At 70.9% G+C, this 22,933-nt stretch carries 28 protein-coding genes; 10 read left to right on the top strand and 18 right to left on the bottom strand.

All coding sequences use genetic code 11. From position 1 onward, the window contains the following. Positions 1 to 2: 2 nt before the first annotated feature. From ABD671_RS16535 to ABD671_RS16465, 15 genes are all read right to left on the bottom strand, one after another. On the bottom strand, positions 3 to 545 hold the full coding sequence (locus ABD671_RS16535; protein WP_344734536.1) for an alternate-type signal peptide domain-containing protein: 543 nt from the start codon (positions 543 to 545) through the stop codon (positions 3 to 5). A gap of 181 nt (positions 546 to 726) precedes the next feature. Continuing rightward, positions 727 to 1,629, bottom strand: coding sequence for a pyridoxal 5'-phosphate synthase lyase subunit PdxS (gene pdxS / locus ABD671_RS16530; RefSeq protein WP_344734535.1), 903 nt, complete (start codon positions 1,627 to 1,629; stop codon positions 727 to 729). A 29-nt stretch (positions 1,630 to 1,658) separates the two neighbouring features. Continuing rightward, a complete protein-coding gene (gene pgsA, locus ABD671_RS16525; protein WP_344734534.1) occupies positions 1,659 to 2,276 on the bottom strand; it encodes a phosphatidylinositol phosphate synthase in 618 nt (205 codons plus the stop codon). Positions 2,277 to 2,285: 9 nt separating this feature from the next. Beyond that, positions 2,286 to 2,801 (bottom strand): HIT family protein, encoded by a 516-nt coding sequence (locus tag ABD671_RS16520; protein ID WP_344734533.1) that lies wholly within the window; start codon positions 2,799 to 2,801, stop codon positions 2,286 to 2,288. Beyond that, positions 2,798 to 3,526, bottom strand: coding sequence for a TetR/AcrR family transcriptional regulator (locus tag ABD671_RS16515; RefSeq protein ID WP_344734532.1), 729 nt, complete (start codon positions 3,524 to 3,526; stop codon positions 2,798 to 2,800). The genes ABD671_RS16520 and ABD671_RS16515 overlap by 4 nt, the downstream gene beginning before the upstream one ends. Positions 3,527 to 3,529: 3 nt before the next feature. Further along, positions 3,530 to 5,260, bottom strand: coding sequence for an FAD-dependent oxidoreductase (locus ABD671_RS16510; RefSeq protein WP_344734531.1), 1,731 nt, complete (start codon positions 5,258 to 5,260; stop codon positions 3,530 to 3,532). 53 nt (positions 5,261 to 5,313) lie between these two features. Continuing rightward, positions 5,314 to 6,354: an AurF N-oxygenase family protein gene (locus tag ABD671_RS16505; protein ID WP_344734530.1), complete on the bottom strand. Its 1,041-nt coding sequence runs from the start codon at positions 6,352 to 6,354 to the stop codon at positions 5,314 to 5,316. 215 nt (positions 6,355 to 6,569) lie between these two features. Beyond that, positions 6,570 to 8,558: a threonine--tRNA ligase gene (gene thrS / locus ABD671_RS16500; protein WP_344734529.1), complete on the bottom strand. Its 1,989-nt coding sequence runs from the start codon at positions 8,556 to 8,558 to the stop codon at positions 6,570 to 6,572. Positions 8,559 to 8,611: 53 nt separating this feature from the next. Continuing rightward, positions 8,612 to 9,283 carry a hypothetical protein gene (locus tag ABD671_RS16495; RefSeq protein ID WP_344734528.1) on the bottom strand — a complete coding sequence of 224 codons (672 nt, stop codon included), beginning with the start codon at positions 9,281 to 9,283 and terminating at the stop codon, positions 8,612 to 8,614. Next, on the bottom strand, positions 9,280 to 9,876 hold the full coding sequence (locus tag ABD671_RS16490; RefSeq protein WP_344734527.1) for a hypothetical protein: 597 nt from the start codon (positions 9,874 to 9,876) through the stop codon (positions 9,280 to 9,282). Before ABD671_RS16490 ends, ABD671_RS16495 begins: the two co-directional genes overlap by 4 nt. Further along, on the bottom strand, positions 9,873 to 10,532 hold the full coding sequence (locus ABD671_RS16485; protein ID WP_344734526.1) for a hypothetical protein: 660 nt from the start codon (positions 10,530 to 10,532) through the stop codon (positions 9,873 to 9,875). Before ABD671_RS16485 ends, ABD671_RS16490 begins: the two co-directional genes overlap by 4 nt. Next, positions 10,532 to 10,924 carry a hypothetical protein gene (locus tag ABD671_RS16480; protein ID WP_344734525.1) on the bottom strand — a complete coding sequence of 131 codons (393 nt, stop codon included), beginning with the start codon at positions 10,922 to 10,924 and terminating at the stop codon, positions 10,532 to 10,534. The genes ABD671_RS16485 and ABD671_RS16480 overlap by 1 nt, the downstream gene beginning before the upstream one ends. Continuing rightward, positions 10,924 to 12,270, bottom strand: coding sequence for a hypothetical protein (locus tag ABD671_RS16475; RefSeq protein WP_344734524.1), 1,347 nt, complete (start codon positions 12,268 to 12,270; stop codon positions 10,924 to 10,926). Before ABD671_RS16475 ends, ABD671_RS16480 begins: the two co-directional genes overlap by 1 nt. After that, positions 12,270 to 12,566 (bottom strand): hypothetical protein, encoded by a 297-nt coding sequence (locus tag ABD671_RS16470; RefSeq protein ID WP_344734523.1) that lies wholly within the window; start codon positions 12,564 to 12,566, stop codon positions 12,270 to 12,272. Before ABD671_RS16470 ends, ABD671_RS16475 begins: the two co-directional genes overlap by 1 nt. 83 nt (positions 12,567 to 12,649) lie before the next feature. Beyond that, positions 12,650 to 14,287 carry an alpha/beta fold hydrolase gene (locus ABD671_RS16465; protein WP_344734522.1) on the bottom strand — a complete coding sequence of 546 codons (1,638 nt, stop codon included), beginning with the start codon at positions 14,285 to 14,287 and terminating at the stop codon, positions 12,650 to 12,652. Between the two features lie 353 nt (positions 14,288 to 14,640). Here ABD671_RS16465 and ABD671_RS16460 point away from each other — a divergent pair, with 353 nt between their 5' ends. Next, the gene (locus ABD671_RS16460; protein ID WP_344734521.1) at positions 14,641 to 15,234 is read left to right on the top strand and encodes a hypothetical protein; all 594 of its coding nucleotides are present in this window, start codon (positions 14,641 to 14,643) and stop codon (positions 15,232 to 15,234) included. Beyond that, positions 15,231 to 16,352 carry a helix-turn-helix domain-containing protein gene (locus ABD671_RS16455; RefSeq protein ID WP_344734520.1) on the top strand — a complete coding sequence of 374 codons (1,122 nt, stop codon included), beginning with the start codon at positions 15,231 to 15,233 and terminating at the stop codon, positions 16,350 to 16,352. The genes ABD671_RS16460 and ABD671_RS16455 overlap by 4 nt, the downstream gene beginning before the upstream one ends. Positions 16,353 to 16,360: 8 nt before the next feature. Here the strand turns inward: ABD671_RS16455 and ABD671_RS16450 are convergent, their stop codons facing one another. The 3 genes from ABD671_RS16450 to ABD671_RS16440 all read right to left on the bottom strand — a co-directional run bounded on the left by ABD671_RS16450 (position 16,361) and on the right by ABD671_RS16440 (position 18,595). Beyond that, positions 16,361 to 17,476 (bottom strand): tyrosine-type recombinase/integrase, encoded by a 1,116-nt coding sequence (locus tag ABD671_RS16450; RefSeq protein WP_344734519.1) that lies wholly within the window; start codon positions 17,474 to 17,476, stop codon positions 16,361 to 16,363. A gap of 115 nt (positions 17,477 to 17,591) precedes the next feature. Beyond that, complete coding sequence (locus ABD671_RS16445; protein ID WP_344734518.1) at positions 17,592 to 18,083, bottom strand: hypothetical protein; 492 nt, start codon at positions 18,081 to 18,083, stop codon at positions 17,592 to 17,594. A 32-nt stretch (positions 18,084 to 18,115) separates the two neighbouring features. Further along, a complete protein-coding gene (locus ABD671_RS16440; protein WP_344734517.1) occupies positions 18,116 to 18,595 on the bottom strand; it encodes a helix-turn-helix domain-containing protein in 480 nt (159 codons plus the stop codon). 86 nt (positions 18,596 to 18,681) lie between these two features. Here ABD671_RS16440 and ABD671_RS16435 point away from each other — a divergent pair, with 86 nt between their 5' ends. From ABD671_RS16435 to ABD671_RS16400, 8 genes are all read left to right on the top strand, one after another. Further along, positions 18,682 to 18,939: a helix-turn-helix domain-containing protein gene (locus ABD671_RS16435; RefSeq protein WP_344734516.1), complete on the top strand. Its 258-nt coding sequence runs from the start codon at positions 18,682 to 18,684 to the stop codon at positions 18,937 to 18,939. Between the two features lie 64 nt (positions 18,940 to 19,003). Further along, entirely contained in the window at positions 19,004 to 19,294 is a 291-nt protein-coding gene (locus ABD671_RS16430) for a hypothetical protein (RefSeq protein WP_344734515.1), read from the top strand. Beyond that, positions 19,291 to 19,521, top strand: coding sequence for a helix-turn-helix domain-containing protein (locus ABD671_RS16425; protein ID WP_344734514.1), 231 nt, complete (start codon positions 19,291 to 19,293; stop codon positions 19,519 to 19,521). The genes ABD671_RS16430 and ABD671_RS16425 overlap by 4 nt, the downstream gene beginning before the upstream one ends. Then, positions 19,518 to 19,943 (top strand): hypothetical protein, encoded by a 426-nt coding sequence (locus tag ABD671_RS16420; protein ID WP_344734513.1) that lies wholly within the window; start codon positions 19,518 to 19,520, stop codon positions 19,941 to 19,943. The genes ABD671_RS16425 and ABD671_RS16420 overlap by 4 nt, the downstream gene beginning before the upstream one ends. A 346-nt stretch (positions 19,944 to 20,289) precedes the next feature. Beyond that, positions 20,290 to 20,643: a hypothetical protein gene (locus tag ABD671_RS16415; protein WP_344734512.1), complete on the top strand. Its 354-nt coding sequence runs from the start codon at positions 20,290 to 20,292 to the stop codon at positions 20,641 to 20,643. Between the two features lie 11 nt (positions 20,644 to 20,654). Then, complete coding sequence (locus ABD671_RS16410; protein ID WP_344734511.1) at positions 20,655 to 21,068, top strand: VVA0879 family protein; 414 nt, start codon at positions 20,655 to 20,657, stop codon at positions 21,066 to 21,068. After that, complete coding sequence (locus tag ABD671_RS16405) at positions 21,068 to 22,603, top strand: ParB/RepB/Spo0J family partition protein (RefSeq protein WP_344734510.1); 1,536 nt, start codon at positions 21,068 to 21,070, stop codon at positions 22,601 to 22,603. The genes ABD671_RS16410 and ABD671_RS16405 overlap by 1 nt, the downstream gene beginning before the upstream one ends. Beyond that, positions 22,600 to 22,933: hypothetical protein (locus tag ABD671_RS16400; protein ID WP_344734509.1), on the top strand; the 334-nt coding region annotated here is incomplete at its 3' end. The genes ABD671_RS16405 and ABD671_RS16400, both read left to right, overlap by 4 nt.

Raw genomic sequence — 22,933 nt, 5'->3', positions numbered from 1 at the left:
GCTCAGGCGTGGATCTGGCTCAGCGTCACGCCGTAGTCGCCGACGTCGGCGACCTTCGACTGGGTCGCGTTGCCGGAGGCGGGATCGAAGGTCACGGTGATGGTGGCGGTCACCGTTGCGCCGTCGTCGGCCGAGGTCAGCGTCGTCACGGGTGATCCGGCCTTGGTGAAGGTGCCGGCGACGGTCAGCGCCGAGGCGAGGGTGCCGCTGATGCTCGGGGCGCTGACGCCGATGGTGGCGCGCAGGTGGGTGCCGGTGGCGGCGACGCTGAAGGTGCAGGTCTTCGACAGCACGTCTCCCGGGACGAGCAGGCTGCTCGCCGGCACGAAGGCGCCGCCCGCGGGGCTCTCGGAGGCGTCGATGACCCATCCGACGGATCCGCAGCCGCCCACGGTGGTGTCGGTCAGCTTCATCGTGCCGCTGGTGATGCCGGTGACGCCCGGCACGGTGACGGTGTCGGTCCAGAAGGCGAGGGTCCCGGTACCCCCGACGAGCACGCCGACGGCGCCGGCGGCCGCGAGGACGCCTTTCACGGAGTGGCGCATGGGGTGGTCCTGACGGTCGGTCGGACCGCTCCCCGGTCCGCTAACACGCCTATCGGCATCGCACCGGGAAATCTGAGAAATCGCCGGTTTCCGGAACCGGCGGCCGGGACACACGTCCCGAGAAACGACGTTCGGGCCGCCCCCGGAGGGACGGCCCGAACGTGTCAGCTACCGCGAGTGCTCACCAGCCGCGCTCGGCGAGCCGGTGCGGCTGCGGGATCTCCTCGACGTTGATGCCGACCATCGCCTCGCCCAGGCCGCGGGAGACCTTGGCGACGACGTCGGGGTCGTCGTAGAAGGTGGTGGCCTTGACGATCGCCTCGGCACGCTGCACCGGGTTGCCGGACTTGAAGATGCCCGAACCCACGAACACGCCCTCGGCACCGAGCTGCATCATCATCGCGGCGTCGGCCGGCGTGGCGATGCCGCCCGCGGTGAAGAGGACGACGGGCAGCTTGCCGGCCTCCGCGACCTCCTTGACCAGCTCGTAGGGGGCCTGGAGCTCCTTGGCGGCGACGTAGAGCTCGTCCTCGGAGAGCGCCGCGAGCCGGCGGATCTGCTTGCGGATGGTGCGCATGTGGGTGACGGCGTTCGAGACGTCGCCCGTGCCGGCCTCGCCCTTGGAGCGGATCATGGCCGCGCCCTCGGTGATGCGCCGCAGCGCCTCGCCGAGGTTGGTGGCGCCGCAGACGAACGGGGCGGTGAACGCCCACTTGTCGATGTGGTTCTCGTAGTCGGCGGGGGTGAGGACCTCCGACTCGTCGATGTAGTCGACGCCGAGCGACTGGAGGATCTGCGCCTCGGCGAAGTGGCCGATGCGGGCCTTGGCCATGACCGGGATCGAGACCGTGGCCTTGATCCCCTCGATCATGTCGGGGTCGCTCATGCGGGCGACGCCGCCCTGCGCGCGGATGTCGGCGGGCACCCGCTCCAACGCCATGACGGCGACCGCGCCGGCGTCTTCGGCGATCTTCGCCTGCTCGGGGGTGACGACGTCCATGATGACGCCGCCCTTGAGCATCTCGGCCATGCCCCGCTTCACCCGGCTGGTGCCGGTGACAGGGCTCTCGTGGGTGTCAGACATACCGAAATCGTACGGGCCGCGCCACACCCTCACAGGGCTGGGTCCGCCACCGCCTGCGCGTACACCTTCCGCACCCGGAAGATCACCGTGTAGGTGTTCGCGAAGGCCAGCACCCACAGCGTGAGGTACATGAGGAACGGCACGTCGAAGAGCGCGCCGAGACCCGTCATGACCAGGATCGCGACCAGCCGGTCGGCCCGCTCGGCCAGGCCGCCCTTGGCGTCCATGCCGAGCGATTCGGCCCGGGCACGGGCGTAGGAGGTGACCGAACCCATGACGAGGCAGTACAGCGAGAGGCAGGCGTAGAGGTAGTAGTCGCCGGGGCCGGCGAAGTAGAGCACGAGCCCGCCGAAGATGGCGCCGTCGCCGATGCGGTCGAGGGTGGAGTCCCAGAACGCGCCGAACTTGCTGGAGCGGCCGGTCTGCCGGGCCATCTGCCCGTCGATGAGGTCGCTGAAGACGAACGCGGTGATGAACAGGACGCCGGCGAGCAGGTGGCCGCGCGGGAAGAAGGCGAGGGCACCCACGCAGACGCCGATCGTGCCGACGAAGGTCACGGTGTCGGGGCTGATGCCCCACTTGATGAAGAGCCGGACGATGGGAGCGAGGACGACGCCCTGCCAGAAGCCCTTGAATCTGTCCAGCATGGGAGCAGGCTACTGGTCGCCGGGCCAGTGGGCCGCCAGCAGGTCGCGGGTGTCCCCCAGCAACTGCGGCAGGGTCTTGGTGCCGGCGACCACCGTCATGAAGTTCGCATCGCCCGACCACCGCGGGACGACGTGCTGGTGCAGGTGGTCGGCGAGCGAGCCGCCCGCGGCTCCGCCGAGGTTGAGGCCGACGTTGAAGGCGTGCGGGCGCGAGATCGCGCGGATCGTGCGAAGCGCGGCCTTGGTGAAGGCGGCGAGTTCGGCGGTCTCGGCGTCGTCGAGGTCGGCGTAGTCGGCGACATGCCGGTAGGGCAGCACCATGAGGTGCCCCGGGTTGTAGGGGTAGAGGTTGAGGACGACGTAGACCGACTCGCCGCGGGCCACGACCAGGTCGTCGTCGCCTCCGGGCTCGGCCGCGCCGATACGGCAGAACGGGCAGCCCGGCTCGGGTTCGGGCGCCTCGGACTTCACGTACGCCAGGCGGTGCGGCGTCCAGAGCCGCTCGAGGCCGTCGGGGTCGCTCATGCCTCCGACCCCGCGGCGGCCTCCGCCTCCACGACGGCCAGCAGCTGCTCGATCGGCTGGTCGGGGTCGAGCTCGATGCCGAGCATGCGCCCGTGGCCGTCGAGGATGTACCAGACCGACTCGGTGACGAGGCGGACGACGACCTCCGCGTCGGGCTCGCGCACGGGGCGGCTGACCCAGCGCCGCACCGCGGAGAACACCGCGCCGACGAGGGCGAAGACGAGCGGGTCGAGGGCTGCCCGCAGCTCCGAGGGCGGGTCGAGGCCGAGGATGTCGACGGCGGTCTCGATGAGTTCGACCAACTGGCGGGCGATGACCTCGATGCCCTGCTGGAGCGGACTCTCGCCCTGGGTGTCCTGCTCGGCGATGCGGTGCAGCGAGGGGTTCTCGACCGCCCAGGTCACGTAGGTGTCGACGATGCGGTGGATGATGTCGGGGATCGTGCCGTCGAGGCTCACCGCGGGCAGGAGCAGCGCCCACAGGTCGTCGAGGATCGCGACCTGGATCTCGCGGTCGAGCTCGGCGCGGTCGGAGAAGTGCCGGTAGATGACGGTGCGGGAGAGGCCGGCGCGCTCGGCGATCTGCTGCACGTGGTACTCGGCGCCGGGCTCGTTGTCGGCGATCTCGGCGATCGCGGCGTCGATGATGCGCTGCTTGCGCTCCTGGTTGTGCCGGTCCCAGCGCAACTGCCGCCCGTCGGGGCGACCAGGGGCGCTGGTGGGCATGTCTCAACTCCGGATCGTGGGTCCTCGGCGCTTGCGCTGCGCCCCTGCGGATGCAGCGTACCCAGTGCCCGATCCGCGGGACCCCGCGGTGTCGGCGACGACCCGCAGCATCTCCTCGCGGTCGACGATCTTGGTGCGGGGTCGACCGGCGACCGCGCCACGGCGTCGCTCCTCGGCGTCGAGCGCACGCCAGCCGGCGAGGTCGACGACCCGGACGCCGCGAGCGCGCAGGTCGGCGCCGAGGTCGCCCCGCACGGACGGCGGGGTGACCGCACCGGCGTCAAGGTCGTCGAGCAACGTCTCGACTGTCTCCTGGGCGCAGGCCTTGTTCGAGCCGATGAAGCCGCTCGGGCCGCGCTTGACCCATCCGGCGACGTACACGCCGGGGCGCACGCGCCCGGAGTCGTTCGGGACGACGCCGCGGGCCTCGTCGTAGGGCAGGTCGGCGACCGGCAGACCGTGGTAGCCGACGGCGCGCAGCACCAGGCCGGTGGCGATGACCTCGGTCTCCTCGGTCGGCACCGCCCGGACGCCGTCGGGCGTGTGCTCGAGGCGGGTGCGCGCGATCTCGATGCCGACGAGGCCGAGGCCGGCACCGTCGGGCACGAGCCGGACGGGCGCGGCGCAGAAGCGCAGCACGATCGTGCGCAGGCCCGGGTCGACCGGCCGGGCGGAGAGCTCGGTCAGCAGGCGCGCCCGCTGGGCGGCGACCGGGTCGGCACCGGTCGGGTCGCCGAGGTCGGCACCGCCGACCTCGACCACGACGTTGAGGCGCCCCTGGCGGGCAAGGCCGGCCAGGCCGATGAGCTCGGGCAGGGTGAAGGCGGCCTGGGCGGGTCCGCGGCGTCCGAGGACGACGACCTCGCGCACCCGGCTCGCGGCCAGCTGCGACCACGGCACCCGGGCGATGTCGGTGAGGGCGAGGTCGTCGGGGTCGGCGGTGAGCACCCGGGCGACGTCGAGGGCGACGTTGCCGTTGCCGACGACCACGGCCCGCTCGTGGGAGAGGTCGACGGCGAGGTCCTGCTTGTCGGGGTGGCCGTTGTACCAGCCGACGAAGTCGGTGGCCGAGAGCGAGCCGACGAGCTCCTCCCCCGGCACGCCGAGGGGCCGATCGGCCGCCGCCCCGACCGCGTAGACGACGGCGTCGTAGCGCTGCTCGAGCTCGGCGAGGGTGACGTCGGCGCCGACCTCGACGCCGAGCAGGTAGCCGAAGCCCCGCTCGCCCTCGATCGCGGCGAACAGGTCGACGGCCCGCTTGGTGTGCTGGTGGTCGGGGGCGACACCCGCGCGCACCAGGCCGTGCGGTGCGGGCAGGCGGTCGAGGACGTCGACGCTCACCTCGGGGTGCTTGAGCAGCTCGTCGGCGACGTAGAGGCCGGCCGGCCCGGCGCCGACGACCGCCACCCGCACCGGCCGGTCGTCCCGCAGACGCCGCTGGGGCGGGATGACCGCCAGCGGCGTGCGGTCGGCGTGCGGGAACACCTCGTAGTAGGCGGCGTTCAGCTCGACGAACGGCAGCTCGGTCTCGGTGAGGGCCGTGTCGGGCTTGATCGCCTCCACGGGGCACGCGGTGACGCATGCGCCGCAGCCCACGCAGGAGCGGGCGTCGATGTAGACCATCTCGGTGGTGCCGAAGTCCGGATCACCGGGCGCGGGGTGGATGCAGTTGACCGGGCAGGCGACGACGCACGAGGCGTCGGCGCAGCACGGCTGCGTGACGACGTAGGCCATGGGGGGTCCTGGGTGAGGCTCGTGGGGTCGGTCGGTGGCGGCGGGACGGGCGATCAGGCCGCGGCCGAGGCGACCTCGCTGCGGAAGCGGGACGGACGCCCGCCGATGCCCATCGCGCTCCAGACGCGGCGCGAGACGGGGTTCATCAGGCCGGTGTCCTCGGCGAGCATCCGCACGTCGCCGAAGAGGTCGCGCAGGAACTTCTGCGACTCCGGGGACTTCCAGTAGAGCTCCTTCATGACGCTCTTGGGGATGCCCATGTCGCGCTGGGCCTTCCGGCTCGGCACGAGGATCTCGTCGCAGAGCCAGCGCATGATGACCGGCACGGCCACCGAGAGGACGGCGCGCTCGACGCGGCTCAGCCGGGGGGCGTTGTGCTGGAGGTACTGGTGGGCGAAGCCGATGTGGCGGGCTTCCTCGGCGACGTGGATCTGCATGATCCGCTGGAGCAGCGGGTGCATGTCGTCGCCGGCGCGCAGGATCGACTTCTGCACGTGGTCGATCGGCTCCTCGCCGGCCAGGACGCCCCAGAAGAAGCCGAACGGCACCCAGCGGGCGGCCAGCGGCAGGAACGGCGCCAGCTTGCGCAGCAGCCAGTGGCCGCCTTCGACGGGCATCCCGGAGCGGTTCGTGAACTCCTGGAACATCTGGGTGTGGTGGCACTCCTCGGTCGCCTCGTGGGTGGAGTAGCGGAACTCCGGCGAGCCGTTGGGGAGGCGGAAGGCGTAGTTCATGAGGCCGGCGATGAGCACCTGCTCGAACTGGAGGCCGACCTTGGTGATGTTGGCCTGGCGGTAGAGGCCGACGCGGATCTGCTCCTCCAGCGGGAGCGAGCGGTACCACTCGGTGCGGCCCAGGACGTCGACCTCCGGCAGCACCCAGCGCGGGTCGTCGAGGCGGATCGCGTAGTCGGGGTTGTCCCAGTCGATGTCCTTGAAGGCGTCGAAGTGCCGGTCGACCGAGGCCTGGGACAGCGTGCGGAGGCGGTCCTCGTAGGACTTCTCGGCGACCATCCGGGCGGTCTGCTCCTCGATCTCCTCGATCGAGCGCAGGACGTCGGCGTGGTTCTGGGGCGGCAGCTGCGTCGCGGTCATCGCGGTCACCTCTCGGGTCATCCATCGTCATCGACTGATGCGGAGATGTTAGTGCGACATGACGTCCGCTAACAAGAGTGTGCGCGACATTGTGTCGCAGATAAAGTTACCCCCGAGTAACCTGGCTCACATGCCCCGGAACGCACGGACGGGGCCGAACCGGCTGGTTCGGCCCCGTCTCGGGCTGGGTCGTGGGCTGGGTCGTGGGAGGACGCTCAGACCTGCTCGCGCGCCTCCACGGCGGCGACCACACGCTCGATCGCCTCGGCGATCGGGACGCCGTTGTCCTGGCGTCCGTCGCGGTAGCGGAACGACACGGCGCCGGCCGCGGCGTCCTCTCCCCCGGCGATGAGCATGAACGGCACCTTCTGCAGCTGCGCGTTGCGGATCTTCTTCTGCATGCGGTCGTCGGAGTCGTCGACCTCGACCCGCAGACCCCGCGCCCGCATCTGCCGGGCGACGTCGTGCAGGTAGTCGCTGAAGGCGTCGGCCACCGGGATCGCCTGCACCTGCACGGGCGCCAGCCACGGAGGGAAGGCGCCGGCGTAGTGCTCGACCAGCACGCCGAAGAAGCGCTCGATGGAGCCGAACTTCGCCGAGTGGATCATCACCGGCTGCTTCTTGGTGCCGTCGGCGGCCTGGTACTCCAGGCCGAAGCGCGCGGGCTGGTTGAAGTCGTACTGCACGGTGCCCATCTGCCACGTACGGCCGATGGCGTCCTTGGCCTGGACCGAGATCTTGGGGCCGTAGAACGCGGCGCCGCCCGGGTCGGGCACGAGCTCGAGACCAGACTCGGTGGCGACCTGCTCGAGGATCGCGGTGGCGGTGGCCCAGTCGTCGTCGGAGCCGACGAACTTCTCCGGCTTGGCGTCGTCGCGGGTGGAGAGCTCGAGGTAGAAGTCGTCGAGACCGAAGTCGCGCAGCACGCCGAGCATGAAGTCGAGCAGGTGCTTGACCTCGGCCGGCGCCTGCTCGGGGGTGCAGTAGGAGTGCGAGTCGTCCTGGGCGAACCCGCGCACGCGGGTGAGGCCGTGGATGACGCCGGACTTCTCGTAGCGGTAGACGTGCCCGAACTCGAAGAGCCGCACCGGCAGTTCGCGGTAGGAGCGCCCGCGCGAGCTGAAGATGAGGTTGTGCATCGGGCAGTTCATCGCCTTGAGCTGGTAGTTCGCGCCCTCGAACTCCATCGGCGGGAACATCGTGTCGGCGTAGTACGGCAGGTGGCCCGAGGTGTGGAACAGGCCGTCCTTGGAGATGTGCGGGGTGCCGACGTAGGAGAAGCCCTCCTCGATGTGGCGGGTGCGCACGTAGTCCTCCATGACCCGCTTGATCACGCCGCCCTTGGGATGAAAGACCGGCAGCCCCGAGCCGATCTCGTCGGGGAAGGAGAAGAGGTCGAGCTCGCGGCCCAGCTTGCGGTGGTCGCGCTTCTCGGCCTCCTCGAGCCGGTGCAGGTGCGCGTCGAGCGCCTCCTTGGACTCCCAGGCGGTGCCGTAGATGCGCTGGAGCTGCTTGTTCTTCTCATCGCCGCGCCAGTACGCAGCCGCGCTGCGCATCAGCTTGAACGCCGGAATGCGCTTGGTGGTGGGCAGGTGCGGGCCGCGGCACAGGTCGCTCCACGCGACCTCGCCGTCACGGCGGATGTTGTCGTAGATGGTCAGCTCGCCGGCGCCGACCTCGACGCTGGCGCCCTCGGCGGCGTCCTCGCCCTTGCCGGCGCCCTTGAGGCCGATGAGCTCGACCTTGTAGGGCTCGTGGGCGAGCTCGGCGAGCGCGTCGGCGTCGGTGGTGACGCGCCGGGAGAAGCGCTGGCCCTCCTTGATGATCTTGCGCATCCGGGTCTCGATCTTCTCGAGGTCCTCGGGCACGAAGGGGGTGGCGACATCGAAGTCGTAGTAGAAGCCGTCCTGCACCGGCGGCCCGATGCCGAGCTTGGCCTCGGGGAAGAGCTCCTGCACGGCCTGGGCCATCACGTGGGCGCACGAGTGGCGCAGGATGTCGTGGCCGTCGGCGGAGTCGATGGCCACGCCGTCGACCTCGTCGCCGTCGGCCAGCTCGTAGGAGAGGTCCTTCAGCGCCCCGCCGACCCGCGCCGCGATGATCGCGGGGTCGTCGGCGAAGAGCTCCCAGGCCTTGGTGCCCGTCGTGACCGTCCGCTCCTCACGCTCACCTGCGTGATGGCGGACGACCTTGATCTCGGACACGATGACTCCTCGCTGCGGGTGGACGTCCGCTCCGTTCGACGGACCCGAGCAGCTTACCGAGGGCTCCCGGCCGGGGTCGCGGCGGTTTCGGCGCCCACCGCGGCGTCCTCGCGCACCCAGCGCCAGGTGCTCATGATCGCGTCGAAGAGTTCGACGGTGATCGAGGTGAGGTCGCTGGCGGGATCGCCGTCGCCGATGCTGCTGAAGCTCACCACGATCCACTGTCCGGGGGCCCCGGGCACCGCAGTGAGGTAGGTGACCCGGCGCGTGCCGACGTCGACACCGGGAGCCAGGTCGTCGTCGGGGGCGACGGTGGACTCGCTGCGCACCCACACCGTCCCGTCGATCTCCACCGTGCGGGCATCGGGGCCGCTGCCGCGCTCGGCCAGGACGCCGCCGACGAGCTCGCGGGGGTCGACGCTGTCGCCGCCCTCGGGACGGGCGAGGGCCACGAAGAACGACGCCCCGAGATGGATCCCGTGGACGGGCGCGGCCGGGAGGTAGTGATCGAGAGCACCGTGGGCCGCGGCGGCCTCGAACTGGCGCATGAACCGGCGCTCGAGCTCCCGCTTGAACGGTCCGAGTTGATCGGGCGGCATCTCCCGCGGTGCCGCCTCGGCGGCCCGCTCCACCAGGGCGCGCACCCGCTCGGCGGTCTCCTCCCCCAGCGGCACCCGCACCCACGGCGGCGGCAGGACGAGGCGGTAGCTGACGACCGCGCTCATCGGCGGATCCCGGCCGGGTCGAGGATCTGCAGGGAGGCCGCCAGGGTGTCGAGGTCGGCCATCACGAGCGCGGTCGACCGCAGGTCGAGTCCGGCGCAGGAGACGAGGATGTCGACGCCGGTGACCGGCTCCCGGCGGTGGTGCCGGACGACGGTGCGCAGGACGCCGTCGCGGGTGGAGACCATCATCGCCCGGCGCAGGCCGGTGGTGGGGTCGAGCACCTCGACATGCGGCTCGGCGTCGTACCAGGGCTCGGCGGGATCGAAGGAGGTGAGGATCCGGTCGGGGCCGGGGCGGTCGTGCGACCCGTCGTCGGTCAGGAGGTGCACCCACACCACCGGCATCGGCTCCAGCGGGCTGCGCGCACGCAGGAAGCGCAGATCGGCCACGGGCTCGGCGTGCGCGAAGAGGTCGATGACCTCGCGCATCAGCTCATGACCGGGGCTGCCCTTCGTCAGGCCGAAGTCCTCGGCGACGGCGTCGAGGGCGCGGGCGGCCCAGGTGTCCTCGGTGCCGGGAGCGGGGTTGGCGAGCCATACGGCGGGGTCGAGGTCGGCGACGACGCGGAGGTCGGCGACCCCCGGCCTGCTCATGGGCGGACCACCAGGACGGCATGGAGGAGGTGGAGCACGTCGGCCACCGATTCGGGTCGGCCGTAGAACGCGGTGGCGTACAGGTGCGCGGTGGGTGTGGCCTCCGTCGCCTCCTCGCGACGGTAGGCGCGCATGTGGAAGGTCGTCTGCAAGGCGTCGTTCAGAGCCTGGAGCACGGAGGTCTGCCAGGCCCGCGGATCCCGCTTGTTCGGGAAGGTCGTGCGCTGCGGCCGGCCGAGTCCGGGGCCGAGATCGCCGAAGCTCAAGAAGACCTCCGGATCGCCGTGCTCGAGCAGGCCGAGCTCCTCGTCGACGACGTTGAGGAACGCGACGATGCCGGTCTCCCGGGGCGGCACGGACAGGGAGATCAGATCGACGGTGTGGGAGAACTCCTGGTCGGCGAGGATCTCCAACGTGCGGCGGGCGTTCTCGGCACGGACGTCGCCCGCGGGGAGGTCGAGATCGGAGACGAAGGCCTCCAGGTACGCCGAGGCCCACTCGGTGCGGTCGACGCCGACCCGGGGCGGGCGTACCCAGACGGCGGGGTCGTAGTCGATCTGCACCTTCACGCCCGGCAGGCGGCACTCGAAGGCCGGGTCGCGGAAGGTGGCCCGGGCGTCGATGGAGGCCGCGGCTCGACGGCGTCGCAGGCGCATCAGCTCGGCGTCCAGGTCGAGGGCGCGGCGTGGCGCTTGAGGGGCAGGAAGGTGCAGGCCGCGATCGCGCCGGCGACGGCCAGCGGATGCCAGGTGACCGGCATCGCGAAGCTGCTTCCGAACGCGAGCAGCACCGCGACCATCCGGTAGCCGCTCACCTGGGTCGTCGTGAGGATGCCGCCCTGGAGGCGTCGCAGCATCTCGCCGACGAGCACGACCGAGAGCACGGGGAACACCCACGGCAGCGGCCACGTGAGGAAATGGCCGGTCATCTTCGCGTCGGAGCCCAGCGCGACCAGGACGCCCGCGACGAGCAGGAAACCGGGGTACGCCAGCATGTAGGCGACGAGCGAGAACCCCAGAATCCGGCCCAACCGCGTCAGATCGAACATCAGCGGAACACCGCCCTGCCGTGGACGGTGTGCTCCTCCAGCCAGGAGTCCCAGGCTGGGACGGCGGGCTTGAGCGGCTTCCAGTCGTTGAGCGGGTTCGGGAAGGCCGAGTTCAGCCCCTTCGCCGTCACATCCACCACCGATCCGCTGACGAAGGTGACGCGTGCGCCCTCGGAGAGCGTCCGCGCAGTGCCGAGCAGGAAGCCGTTGCCGAGCCGCGACTGCGCGCCGCGGATGGCCTGGTTGAGCAGGGCACCCTCCTTGTCGCCGAAGGTGACACGGCTCAGCCACGAGGCCGTGCCGGGCAGCTCCTGGTTGAGGACCTGGTCGAACCTGCCCAGACCGGCCACGGCGCCGCGCAGGTTGCGGGCGACGACGTTGCTCCGGGTGAGCCAGGCGACGCCCTTCGCGAGCCCACTGGACTCGGAGAGCGCCGCACGGGCCGTCGCGGAGGCGCCCTTCCAGGCAGCCATGCCCTCCCGGGTCGCGAGCGCCACCCGAGCGGTGCTGCTGAACAGCGCGCCCGCGCCCATGGTGAGGACGGCGAAGGCGTCGATGGCGACGTCCATCCAGGAGCCGTCGCCGTTGGCGGCCAGCACGGTGTGGATGACCATGGCGGCGGCGGTGAGCGCCATCGCGGCCAGCACCATCCAGCCGGCCGGATTGCTCAGCAGCACCACGGCGATCACCAGCGCTGTGGCGACCCAGGTGAGCACGTCGGCGATGAGCTTGAGGAAGCTCGCGTGGTCGTGGATGAACTTGCGCACGTGGGCGTCCCACCAGCTGTCCTTCAGCTTGTCGTGGGACGCGGCGTCGATCCTGCGGGCGACGTCCTCGGCCGTGCGATCGATGTCGTCCATCAGCGCGCGGAAGCGGGAGACGATGCGGGAGAGCTCCCCCTGGGCCTCGCGCAACCGGTCGGCACGGGTGCGATCGGCAGAGGCGGCCTGCTCGTCGGTGGGGTCGACCGGGGTCGACGGCGCCTGGTGCGTCTCGACCTGGTGCTGCGCCTCCACGGCCTGGCGCAGGAGGCTGCCGGTCTCGACCTGACCGTGGTCGAGCACCGGTCGCCAGCGGCCCAGCTGCTCGGCGACGGTGTCGAAGCGGCCCTCGGCCTGCTCGAGGTGATCGGCCAGTTTCTCCGCGCTCTCACGCAGCTCGGGCGCGAACTCGCCGACCAGCTCGTTGGTGCCCGACGCCATCTGCCGCAGCCGCGCCACCTGGGCGCGGATCGAGGACGCCGTCTGCTCGTAGTGCGTGACCTCCGAGGAGACCTCGTAGACGTCGCCGGGCAGCGGGTCGCCGTCGACGCCGAGGAGGTGCCACTCCCCCGCACGGCCGGCCATCAGTGGCCCCCCGCCTGCTCGCGGACGGCCTCGGCGAGCTTCTTCTCGCCGTCCTCGAAGGCCTGGAGGCACTTCTCGGCCTTGTCGCCGACCTCGCCGATCTCCTCGGCGAGCACCTCCCGGTGGTAGCCCCAGTTCGAGCCGAAGGTGTGCATGGCGTCGGCGATGCGGTGATGCCCCCACACGCCGGAGGTCTCGCCGACGCGGGAGGGGAGGTCCTCGAACCCGCCCTTGATCTGCTTCGCGGTCGAGCCGCACGCCTCGAGTGTCGTGTAGTCGACGACCAGTCGGTCCATCCGAGTCTTCCCCCTGGTGCTGCCGTCACGGGCGACGGGTCCTCAGGCCCGATGCCCCCTCGGACGCCGTCACAAACCAGTGATCACCGCATCGGACGACCCGGCGGGGCGGGTGCGCGCCGCGCGACCACCCGGCCGACCGAGGCGTCGGGGTAGCCGGTGCTCCGGCACTGGACGTCGGACCGGCGTCCGCCGACGCGGGTCGGCAGGGCGCCGGTGCCCAGGTAGCGCACGATGGCGCGGTCGACGCACGGATTGGTGGCGATGCTGTTGGCGTGGTTGACCGCCGCTGCTCCGGTGACCTCGACCAGGCGCGCCGAGGGGAATCGGCTGCGCACCTCCAGGCTGCCGGCGTAGGGGGTGGCGGCGTCCCACCGCTCGTCGATGAGCAGACCGCTGGCGACCTCGCCGAGATCGATGTCGACGAGCGGCTGGTCACGCACCGGCCAGTAGCGGCACGGCTCCTGGAACCAGGTGACCCACCACGCCAGCAGCGGTGCCGTGCGGGCGGTGGCACGGGTGTCGTCGCGCCATGTGCTCCACGCCTGTGGGTAGGTGCCCTCGCTGCAGGAGACGGCCAGGTAGCCGGCGAAGGAGTTGTCGTCGCCCGGGCCGTTGGCGTCGACGTAGGCCGCCCGCAGGGCACCGAGGTCGCGCTGGTGGACCCAGCGGGAGAAGACGGAGGCCGACCCCGGCCACAGGCTGCTGTTGTAGACGACGTAGGCGAAGGCGTCGACCCACTCCGCGCCGCCGATGCGCTGGCGGGTGCCGGCGGGACGCCGGGTGAGCCGGTCGCGCTCGGCGACCCAGAGACGTTCGACGGCCTGCTCGGTGCGGCCGAGCCGGTAGACCCGGTGGTGGCGGGCGATCCAGGCGAAGAACTTCTCCAGGTTGGGCTGCATCGCCCGGGCCTGGCCGAAACCGGCCTGGTACCAGACCGAGCGCGGGTCGACGTTGCTGTCGAGGACGATGCGACGCACCCGTTCGGGGAAGAGGGTGCCGTAGACCTGGCCGATGTAGGTGCCGTAGGAGTAGCCGTACCAGGTGATCTGCTCGAGCCCGAGCGCCGTGCGGATGGCGTCGACGTCGTAGGCGGTGTCGACGGTGGTGTCGTGGGCGAGGAGGTCGCCGTTCTTGCGTCCGCAGGCCTCGGCGTAGGCACGATCGCGGCGATGCCAGGCCCGCACGTTCGCCGCCGTCGGGGTGTAGGCCGGTCGGTCGTAGCCGAGGAAGTCGGCCTGGCAGCTCAATCGGGGACGGCTCGCGCCGACGCCGCGGGGGTCGAAGCCGATCCAGTCGTAGGTGCCGGCGACCTTCTTCGGCAGGTAGCTCTGGAGTCCGACGAGTCCGCGACCGGCGCCGCCGGGTCCGCCCGGGTTGAGCAGCAGCGCGCCCTGGTAGCGCGAGGCCGAGGACGTGTGCTTGATGCGGGAGAGCGCGAGCGTGACGGTGGCGCCACCGGGGTCGGTGTGGTCGAGCGGCACGCGCAGCTCGGCGCACCGGGCCCCGACCGAGCGCAGGGAGGCCTCGTCGCAGCGCCCCCAGGCGAGGTCGCTGGTCGGCAGGGGCACCGGGGCGGTGTCGGTGGCAGCTGCGGGCATGGAGGCTCGAGTGGACGCCGAGGTCTGCGGCGCCGCCGGCGCCGCCGGGGCGGGTGCTGAGGGGACGAGAAGGGAGCCGAGGGCCAGCAGACCCGTGATCCCGAGAACGGTCGTACGCATGGCGGGCACGCTGCCACGCGGCGAGGGCAGGCGGGAAGCCCCGGAGGGGCGGAGACGACACGAGGCCGGCCCCAGCGGGGACCGGCCTCGACCTGTGGTGGGCGATACTGGGTTTGAACCAGTGACCTCTTCCGTGTCAACAAAGAATCCGGCAGGCTGAGGTTGGCCTTACCGCTTGCTGACCTGCGCAAACGCCGTCGAGTATGTCGAGAGCGACGAGCAAATCCGGTCTTTTGACCTCACCACGTCCTCACGGGACGGCTGTGCCGAGACAGCAGAGGAATGATCACGGCCGACGCCGCGCGGTGTGACATTGGCTTGAAAATTTTTCAGGCGTATGTCACAATCGACTCATGGAGTCGATTCACCGACTGGCGGACGAGATCCGCGAGGTGTTCAGCGAGCGCGGTCACAAAGTCGAGACCGCTGTCGGCCTCGACCCTGCCTTCACCAGGAACAAGCGGCCCGAAAGTGCGCTTGTGCGGTCTCTCGTCACGGACGCGATCACGAACGCCGCTCCGCGTCTCGGAGTTGGAATTGTCCCCGCGCCCGGAGGCGCCGTCGAACTCGCCGTCCTCCACAACTTCACCGAGCGACGCCTGCGCGTCCTGAAGGCCACGCGCGACGAGGAGACCGGCGAGTTCGTCATCATCGCCGACCGAGCCATCCTCGACATATCGGACGCGGACCCAGAGTCCGCGTTCCGCCACGAGCGATGGGTGCTCGGCTACACCACCGACGACGCCGGCATGATCCATGACATCTTCGCCGCCGCGGTCCTCGACGTCACCGGGGACTCAGTCACCCGCGCAGTGCTCGGACCGATCACCCTCCTCGGCTCTGGCACGGACCCGTTCGGCGGCAAGTTCCAGCCGGCCGACGACGACCTGCCCGGCTTCGACATCGAGGTCGGCGAGGACGGCGCCACCGGGAGCACCGAAGCGTGAACGACTCACTCTCCGCTCGTCTTGATGGCGAGCGGCTCCGTCGCATGCGCACTGCCCGCGGCCTGGCCCGGGCAGACCTGGCCGCACAGGTCGGCATTACCCAGAGCACCCTGACTCGACTGGAAACCGACCAGGTCAGCATCGACGAGTCCACGCTCGACGGCCTGGCGGAGGCTTTGCGGTGCCGGCCCGAGCTTCTCTCGCGCCCACTTCGGGCCGACCTCTACACCAGGCCCTGGCTGCGTGCCTACGCCGACGCGAATAAGCGCGACGTCGACAGGCACGTCGCCGACACATTGCTCGCGATCGAGGCGGTTGAGCAGCTCGGGTTGCGCAGGATGCCCGACGTTCTACCGACCTTCCGAGGGGACCTCAGCGACGCCGCGGCCATCGATGACTTCGCGATGACCGTGCGGGAGGCCGCGGACATCGAAGCGGACGCACCGGTCGGCAACGTCACCCGTGCCTGCGAGCGACTCGGATGCGTTGTCCTCCCACTTGAGTCCGAGCTCGGAAAGCATCTCGGCATGTCGATGTACGCCAACGGGGTCCCGGTCATCCGTGTGGCCGGCGCGGGTTCGGTGCCTGGCGATCGCCAGCGCTTCACCGTTGCGCACGAGCTGGCACACCTCACTCTTCACGCCGATCAGCCCCCGCCGGAGACCGCCGAGGAGGCGAAGACGATCGAGCAGCAGGCCCACCGCTTTGCGGGGTCGTTCTTGCTCCCCGGCGATGCCTTCCTTGCGCACTTGGACGAGCTCGGAGGCCGAGTCACGTTGTCGACCCTCGCCAAGCTGAAGGAAACCTGGGGAGTCGCCATCAAGGCGATGGTCGTGAGGCTCCAGCAGATCGGGCGGATCGACGCCGACCAGGCTCGGAGCCTCTACAAGCAGATCTCCTCACGCGACTGGAACAAGAGTGAGCCCGTCGAGGTGGGGAACGAGAAAGCGATCTGGCTGCACTCGAGCGCCAAGGAGCGACTCGGCAGCGACTACCTCGACGAGTTCGCTGCGCGGTCACTGCTGAGCTCCGCCGTGATCGGACCATGGCTCGCCTGGGACGAGCCACACCACGCCGAGCTAGTGGATCTCGCCAGCCGCAGGCGAAGCAGGTCCTGAGTCCTTGCTCAACGATCCGCGCGCGCTTCGACGTCGCCCCACGCGGCCAGCACCTCGTCGAACGCACCGGGCCGCAGGTGGGCGTACCTGAGGGTCGTGGAGTACTTCTCGTGCCCGAGGAGCTCCTGCACGCGTTGGAGGTCGACGCCGGCCTGGACGAGCCAGGACGCCGCGGTGTGCCGCATGTCGTAGGGCGTGCCGGTCTTCACTCCGGCGGCCCGGACGGCGGGCGCGAAGACCCGCTCGGCGAAGTTCCGGTCGTCCCACACTCCCCCGGTCGGCGCGGGGAACACCAGGTCGTCGGGGCCGATCTCCTCGCATCGCGCTGCGATCGCCGCCCTGAGCTTGGGTGGCACCGGCACGGCCCGGTGGGACTTCGCGGTCTTCGCGTGGGGCTTCCACCCGTCACGGGTCGCGACGCCGTGGACGTGGATGAGCCAGATGCCGGTGTCGACGTAGCGGCGCTTCAGTCCGAACAGCTCGCCGGGTCGTAGGCCGACGTGCATCGCGAGGTCGACCGCGGTGGCGTTGAGCCCGTCGAGCTGGGCGACGATGGCGGCGGCTTCGGAGCGGGTCCAGAAGAACACCGGCTTCGGCCGGGTCGGGGGCAACCCGAGTCGCAGCGCCGGGTTGGCTGGGATCAGGCCGTCGTCGACCGCGGCGGTGAGCAACGCGGACAGGTGGGTGACCGCGCCCTGGATAGTCCAGGCACCCAGCCCGGGCGCCTGGCCGGTGCCGGTGCACACCTGCTCGAGGGGTTCCTTCCGTTTCGCCGCCCGGGCCGCGGCCGCGCCCGTGAGCGTGACCTTGTGCCGGGCGAGCATCCCGTCGCCCTTCACCCCCGGGTAGCCGCGACACTTCGCGCACTGCGTCTCGGCCATCCGCTTCACCCAGGCCCGCAGCTCAGGGCGCGTGATCAGCCCGACCGGGTGGCCACCCCACACGGGTTCGATGTGGTTGCGCCAGTGCGAGTCCCCGACCTTCGCCGACGACCGGCCCTCAGCGAGCCGCTGCGCTGCCCACCGCTCCCTGTACTCAGCCAGGGTGACGTCGGCGCCCTTCGGGTGCAGCCACTTCCCCGCAGCGACCGCGCCCTCGAGCTCCTGGGCCCACGCCACCACCACGGACCGCAGCCGATGGGTCTTCGTGATCCGCCGCTTCCTTCCGTCCTCCGTGCGCAGGGGTAGGACCACCGTCGCCCGCCACTTCCCCGATGGCAGGCGATCGACCGAGGCCACCTCAGGCGCTCCAGGCCCCGACGTCGCCGGCGTCGCCAACGACGGTTCGAGCGTCCTGGCCGTCGTCGAGCCGAGCACGCAGGTAGTGGAGCTCGGCAGGGTGCAGGAAGTCGAGGCGATCGCGCAACGTGTCAACGTCGACCCACAGCTCCCCGGCCGCCTCCTCGAGCGTGTGTGCCCACGCCAGCGCCTCCCCCACCGCACGGATGTTCGGCAGCAGGATCCGCGCGGCCTCGCGCCGCACCCTCAGCTCTTCCCGAGCCGCGAGCACCCCCGCGAGCGCCGGCCCTCGCTCGACGTGCAGGCACTCATGCAGCAGCGTCGAGCGACGCCCGGCCTGGTCAAGGTCCGACCGCAGGCTGATCGTGCCGGCCGCGAAGTCGGTGATCCCGTAGGCCTCGTCATGGTCGCGGTGGTGCCACAGCAGCGTTATGTGCGACAGCGCCCGCAGCCGACGCCACGGGTGCGTCCACGCCGACGGGTTCTGGCTCACCCTGCCGACGGTAGAAACGAGGGCCGACATCCTCAGTCCTTCCGCGGCTTCCGGGCCGCAGTGGACTGGACCTCCGGAAGCTCGTCTCGCACCGCGCTCAGGCGGTTCACCCGACCGGAGGTCTGACTGCGAGACGATCGGCGCTTCGGGTCTACCGCCGCAGCGACCCACATCGACGTGAGCGGCCCATCGAATCGATCGAAATCCTTGATGTCGACGACCTGGAGGGCCTCCTCGAGCGCGGCGACCGTCGCTCGTTCCATCAGCTCAGCTGGATCCAGATTCAACGCGGAAGCGATCGCAGCAAGGTCACGGACATTCAAGGGCACCCGCTCGCCGGTCCGCGGATTGCCTCCATCGAGCCTGAACGACATGTACTGCGAGTTCTGGCCGATGAGCCTGCCCAGTGCGCGCGACGAAAGATCCCGCCGGCCCATCTCTGCCTTGATCTCAAGGACAAGGTGCTCAGGCAACCGGGCTAGGACCTGCGCACTCGGGGACTCGTGGGCCATATCGCCAAGGCTGACATCTGCATGATTTCTCGTCAAGACGCATGACAAGCTTGACACTGCATGAAAAATCACCCATGGTTCCCTGCATGACCGATCATGCAACGGCGGCCAGCAGTGTGGCTGCCGACGTCGCGGCCGAGGTCCGAGCAGGGATGGCAAGGCGCCAACCTCCGGCAACCGCGGGCGAACTGGCCACGGTCATCGACGTCACGCCCCACACCGCGGGCCGTCGCCTCTCTGGCGCGATCCCGTTCACCGTCGTCGAGCTGGTCCTGATCGCCAACTGGCTGGAGATCCCGCCGGCCGAGCTCCTCAACCCCGGAGCTCGAAGCGCTGCGTCCTGAGAACAGTCCGGCCCACCCATCACTTGACGGCGAGCGGGTGGGCCAGAACCGAGAGGAGGGTCCCATGAGGACCTCGACCACAGCAAGGACCCGCCCCAGCGGGTCGGCACGGCGCCGTGCGAAGGCCGCGGCCCGTGCTGGCTACACCCAGGACCTCGACCTGCGGTGGGTGTACAGACTCAACCGTCTCCCCCGCACCACGCCCATGGCCGCGTTCACGGCCTGTGGATGCGGCTACCGATCGTGGGTCCTGGCCGACAGCGCCCGGCCCGAGGACTTCGACTGGCTCCGGGAGTCCGACGACGCCCACGACGCTTCGTGCACGTCCACGCCGCTCGACCTGGAGGCGACGTGAGCGCCGGGTCGCTGCCCTCGATCTCCCGGCTCGTGTCCGTCGAGCACGTCGCCGAGCAGCTCGACTGCTCCCGCGGTCACGTGTACGACCTCGCGCGGGCTGGCGCGTTCCGGATCGTCGACATCTCCGCCGGCACGAAGCGCACCAAGACCCGGATCTACGCCGACGAGGTCGAGGCCTACATCGCCCGCCAGACCTCCAACCTCGCCGAGGAGATCCGCGGATGAGCACCCACTTCGACCGCCACGGTCTACCGATCGGGAACGACTGTCCGACCCGTCACCCGGTGACCGGTCACGGCTGCATCCGTCTCGCCGGCCACGCCGACGCCCAGCACTACGCGATCGGGACCTCCAACTCCCTTGAGTACTTCACCCCCGCGGCCGTGGTCGCGGAGGTGCTCCAGCCTCCGGTTGACCGAGCCATCGACGTCCCCGAGAACGTCCCGGCTACCGGCGGTCCCGGAGTGGGTGCGGCGGCGCTGGAGGGCGCCGCCGCACCCTGCATCCCGGTCCACGACTGGACTCCCACGCCGAGCTGGAAGATCACGCCGTTCGGCGCGATCGCGATCGCCGCGCCAGCCGCAGCCGCCCTGCTGTGGTGGGTCCTCGACGTCGCCCGCGGCCTGGTCTCAGGGGCGATCCGATGACAGCCCGAACGCCGATCCCCCACGAACTGGTCCGTCGGGGTGCACGTCACCGACCCGTGCTGCTGCTGGCACGGCTGGAACGAAGGACGCCGTCCACTGCCGGTGACCTCCGAGCACCGGTGCGCGCCCTGCCCCGACGGACCCTCCCCGCCCTTGTGTTCCGTGCGCCCGCCCGGGGGCGCACGGCCACGCCGTCGCCCCTGTCGGGCTGCGCCGACCCGCACGCCGAGCACCGTGCGTTCGCAGACCCGACCGTGCGCGGCGGCGCCCCCAGCCGGTGCGGTGTCGTCTCCCTCCCCTTGGCGACACCGCACCGGTCACCGGTCACCCAGAACGGGGTATCCCTGTGACGGCCGCAGATCTCGCCGCAGGCCAGGCCGCCCGCGACGAAGGCATGGCCGCCGCCGTCCACGCCGCCGATCCCCGGGTGATCCTCGCGATCGACGCCGCGATCGCCCGCGCGAACGCCTCCGCACGCCCCTGGTCAGCCAACACGATCCGGAAGGCCTGCCCTGAACCGGGCTCGCAAGGCCTGATCGGCGCCCGGGTCCGCGCGGCCGCGTCCCGCCGCCCCGTCGAGCAGATGCCCGTGGGCTACGAGCCCTCGGACCTGCCCTCGACCCACGCCCACCCGATCCGGGTGTGGCTCGGCGTGGAGGCCTACCGCGCCGCCTACCCCAACCGCCCGATCCCGGAGTGAGGAACACCGCCATGACCGACTACACCGCCGAAGAGCTGGTGGACACGATGATCGCGCGCTTCGGCCGCGACGAGGACACCTGGTCCTTCACCTGCCCCTCCTGCGGGGACCGCGCGACCCTGGTCGACTTCCGACGAGCGCTGGCCGAGCACCCCCGCACCAGGTCCGGCACGCCGGTCGCCGCGGAGGACATCCACGGCCAGGAGTGCATCGGCCGAACCCTCGGCGCGCTGAACCGCACCGACGAGTCCCAGGCCCGGCTCCGCAACCAGGGCAAGGCCCGCGGCTGCACCTGGGCCGCCTACGGCCTCATCCCCGGCCCCAACTTCCTGATCCGCCCCGACGGGCGCCGGGTGCCGATGTTCGCGCCGTCCACGGTGCTCGCGCCGGTCGAGACCGTCGTCCCGACGGGCGGTGTCCTCTGATGGCCACGCCCGCGAAGAACACCACCCCGACGCCGGTTAAGAAGGCCACCCCGGCGAAGCGCACGACGTCCCGGCCGACCCCGGCCGAGCTGCCGGCCGAGTCCCGGTCCGCGCACCACACCGCCTACGACTCGATGCTCCTGCTCGACGACGTCCACCCGCACCCGAAGAACGTGCGCCGCGACGCGGCCGCGGACGCCGAGCTGATCGAGTCGATCCGCGAGCAGGGCCTCCTCCAGCCGCTCATCGTCGCACCCCTGTCCGACGAGGCCGGCTACGTCCTGATCGCCGGGCACCGGCGCCTCGACGGGCTGCTGAAGGCCGGGTACACCCACGGCCCCGCGGTGATCCGGCACGACCTGGTCACCGAGGCCGACCAGGTCGCCGCGATGCTGGTCGAGAACGGCCGCCGCAAGGACCTCACCCCGCTCGAGGAGGCCGAGGGCTACGGCCAGCTCCGGTTCGACTTCGGCTGGAAGCCCGGCGACATCGCGAAGGCGTCCGGCCACCACGTCGACACCATCAACAAGCGGCTGCGGCTGCTGAAGCTCGACGACAAGGTCAAGACCAACCTCCACCAGGGGCAGCTCACCCTCGACGACGCCCTCAAGGTCGCCGAGCTGCCCGCCGCCGAGCAGACGAAGGTCGCGAAGGCCGCCGGCACCAGCAACTTCCGGTGGGAGCTCGAGCAGGCCAAGAACCGCGCGAAGAACAAGGCCGCGTTCGACAAGAAGGTCGCGGAGCTCAAGGCCGACGGGATCCCCCAGGTGAAGCTCCCGGCCGGCTGCTCGGATGCCTGGTCCCCGCAGGCCCGCGAGGCCGGCATCACCCCGCTCAGCTCGACGTTCTCCGCGAACCACGCCGACCACCCCGGCTGCCTGGGCTGGTACGAGCGCAAGACGTGGGTCGGGTCCGAGGTGTCCTACGTGTGCACGAACAACGCCTCCCATGACCAGCAGCTCGACGAGCGCCGCGCCGCCGAGGCCGCCGCCGCGGACACCGCTCGCCGTGAGGCCGCCGAGGCCGAGGCCGCCAAGACCGTGGCCCGCAACCTCAGGGTCGACACCGTGCTGGCCGCGATCAAGCCCAGCACCAAGCTCGACCCGAGCCTGGTCGGTCTGCTCCGGGTCGTCACCCTGCACCTGCTCGACGACGCGGCCGCGGGCGGCTCCTGGCCGTATGAGATCGGCGAGCGGTACTTCGAGGTCGCCGGCATCCCCGAGGACCAGCAATGGGGCATCGACCGGCTCTGGACGGGCGAGGACCGCGACCTCTACCGGCACCACGTCGCGACCGCGATCCACGGCACCACCCAGGCGCTGCTGCGCACCTTCGCCACCCTCGCCGTGCTGATGGTCGAGGACGACGTCGACGCAACCGAGACCGCTGTCAGCACCCGGACGATCCAGCCGCGGGAGAAGCTCGCCACCGTCACCGCCTACCTCGACTACCTCGAGCAGCTCGGCCACGACCCCACCGAGGACGACAAGGCCCACCGCGCGGCCGCCGAGCAGATCGACGAGCTCCCCTCATGACCGGCCACCTCGACGGCCTGCTGCAGCTCCTCAGCGACCAGGTCGACCGGCACGGCCTCTACCTGATGTTTGCGGCGTTCGTCGGGTTCATCGTCCTCGCCGCCGTCATGTGGGGCGGCACCCCGCTCCTCCCCCACGACCACGACGACCTGGCCGACGACCCGGCCGACGAGCTGGCGCCGACACCCCTCGGTGGCCGTTCGCGCCGCTACTTCCAGTGCCCGTTCTGCGGCGCCCGCTCCCACCACCCCGACGACCTGCGCCACGGCTACTGCGGCCGCTGCAAGGCCTACACCGGCCGCCCCGACGGCCTCGACATCCACACCGACC

Origin of the sequence: Nocardioides fonticola (assembly GCF_039536805.1) — a bacterium.
In the GTDB taxonomy this organism is placed as follows: Bacteria; Actinomycetota; Actinomycetes; order Propionibacteriales; family Nocardioidaceae; genus Nocardioides; species Nocardioides fonticola.
Note: the sequence above shows the minus strand (reverse complement) of the source record. Positions and strands in the feature narration are given on the sequence as shown.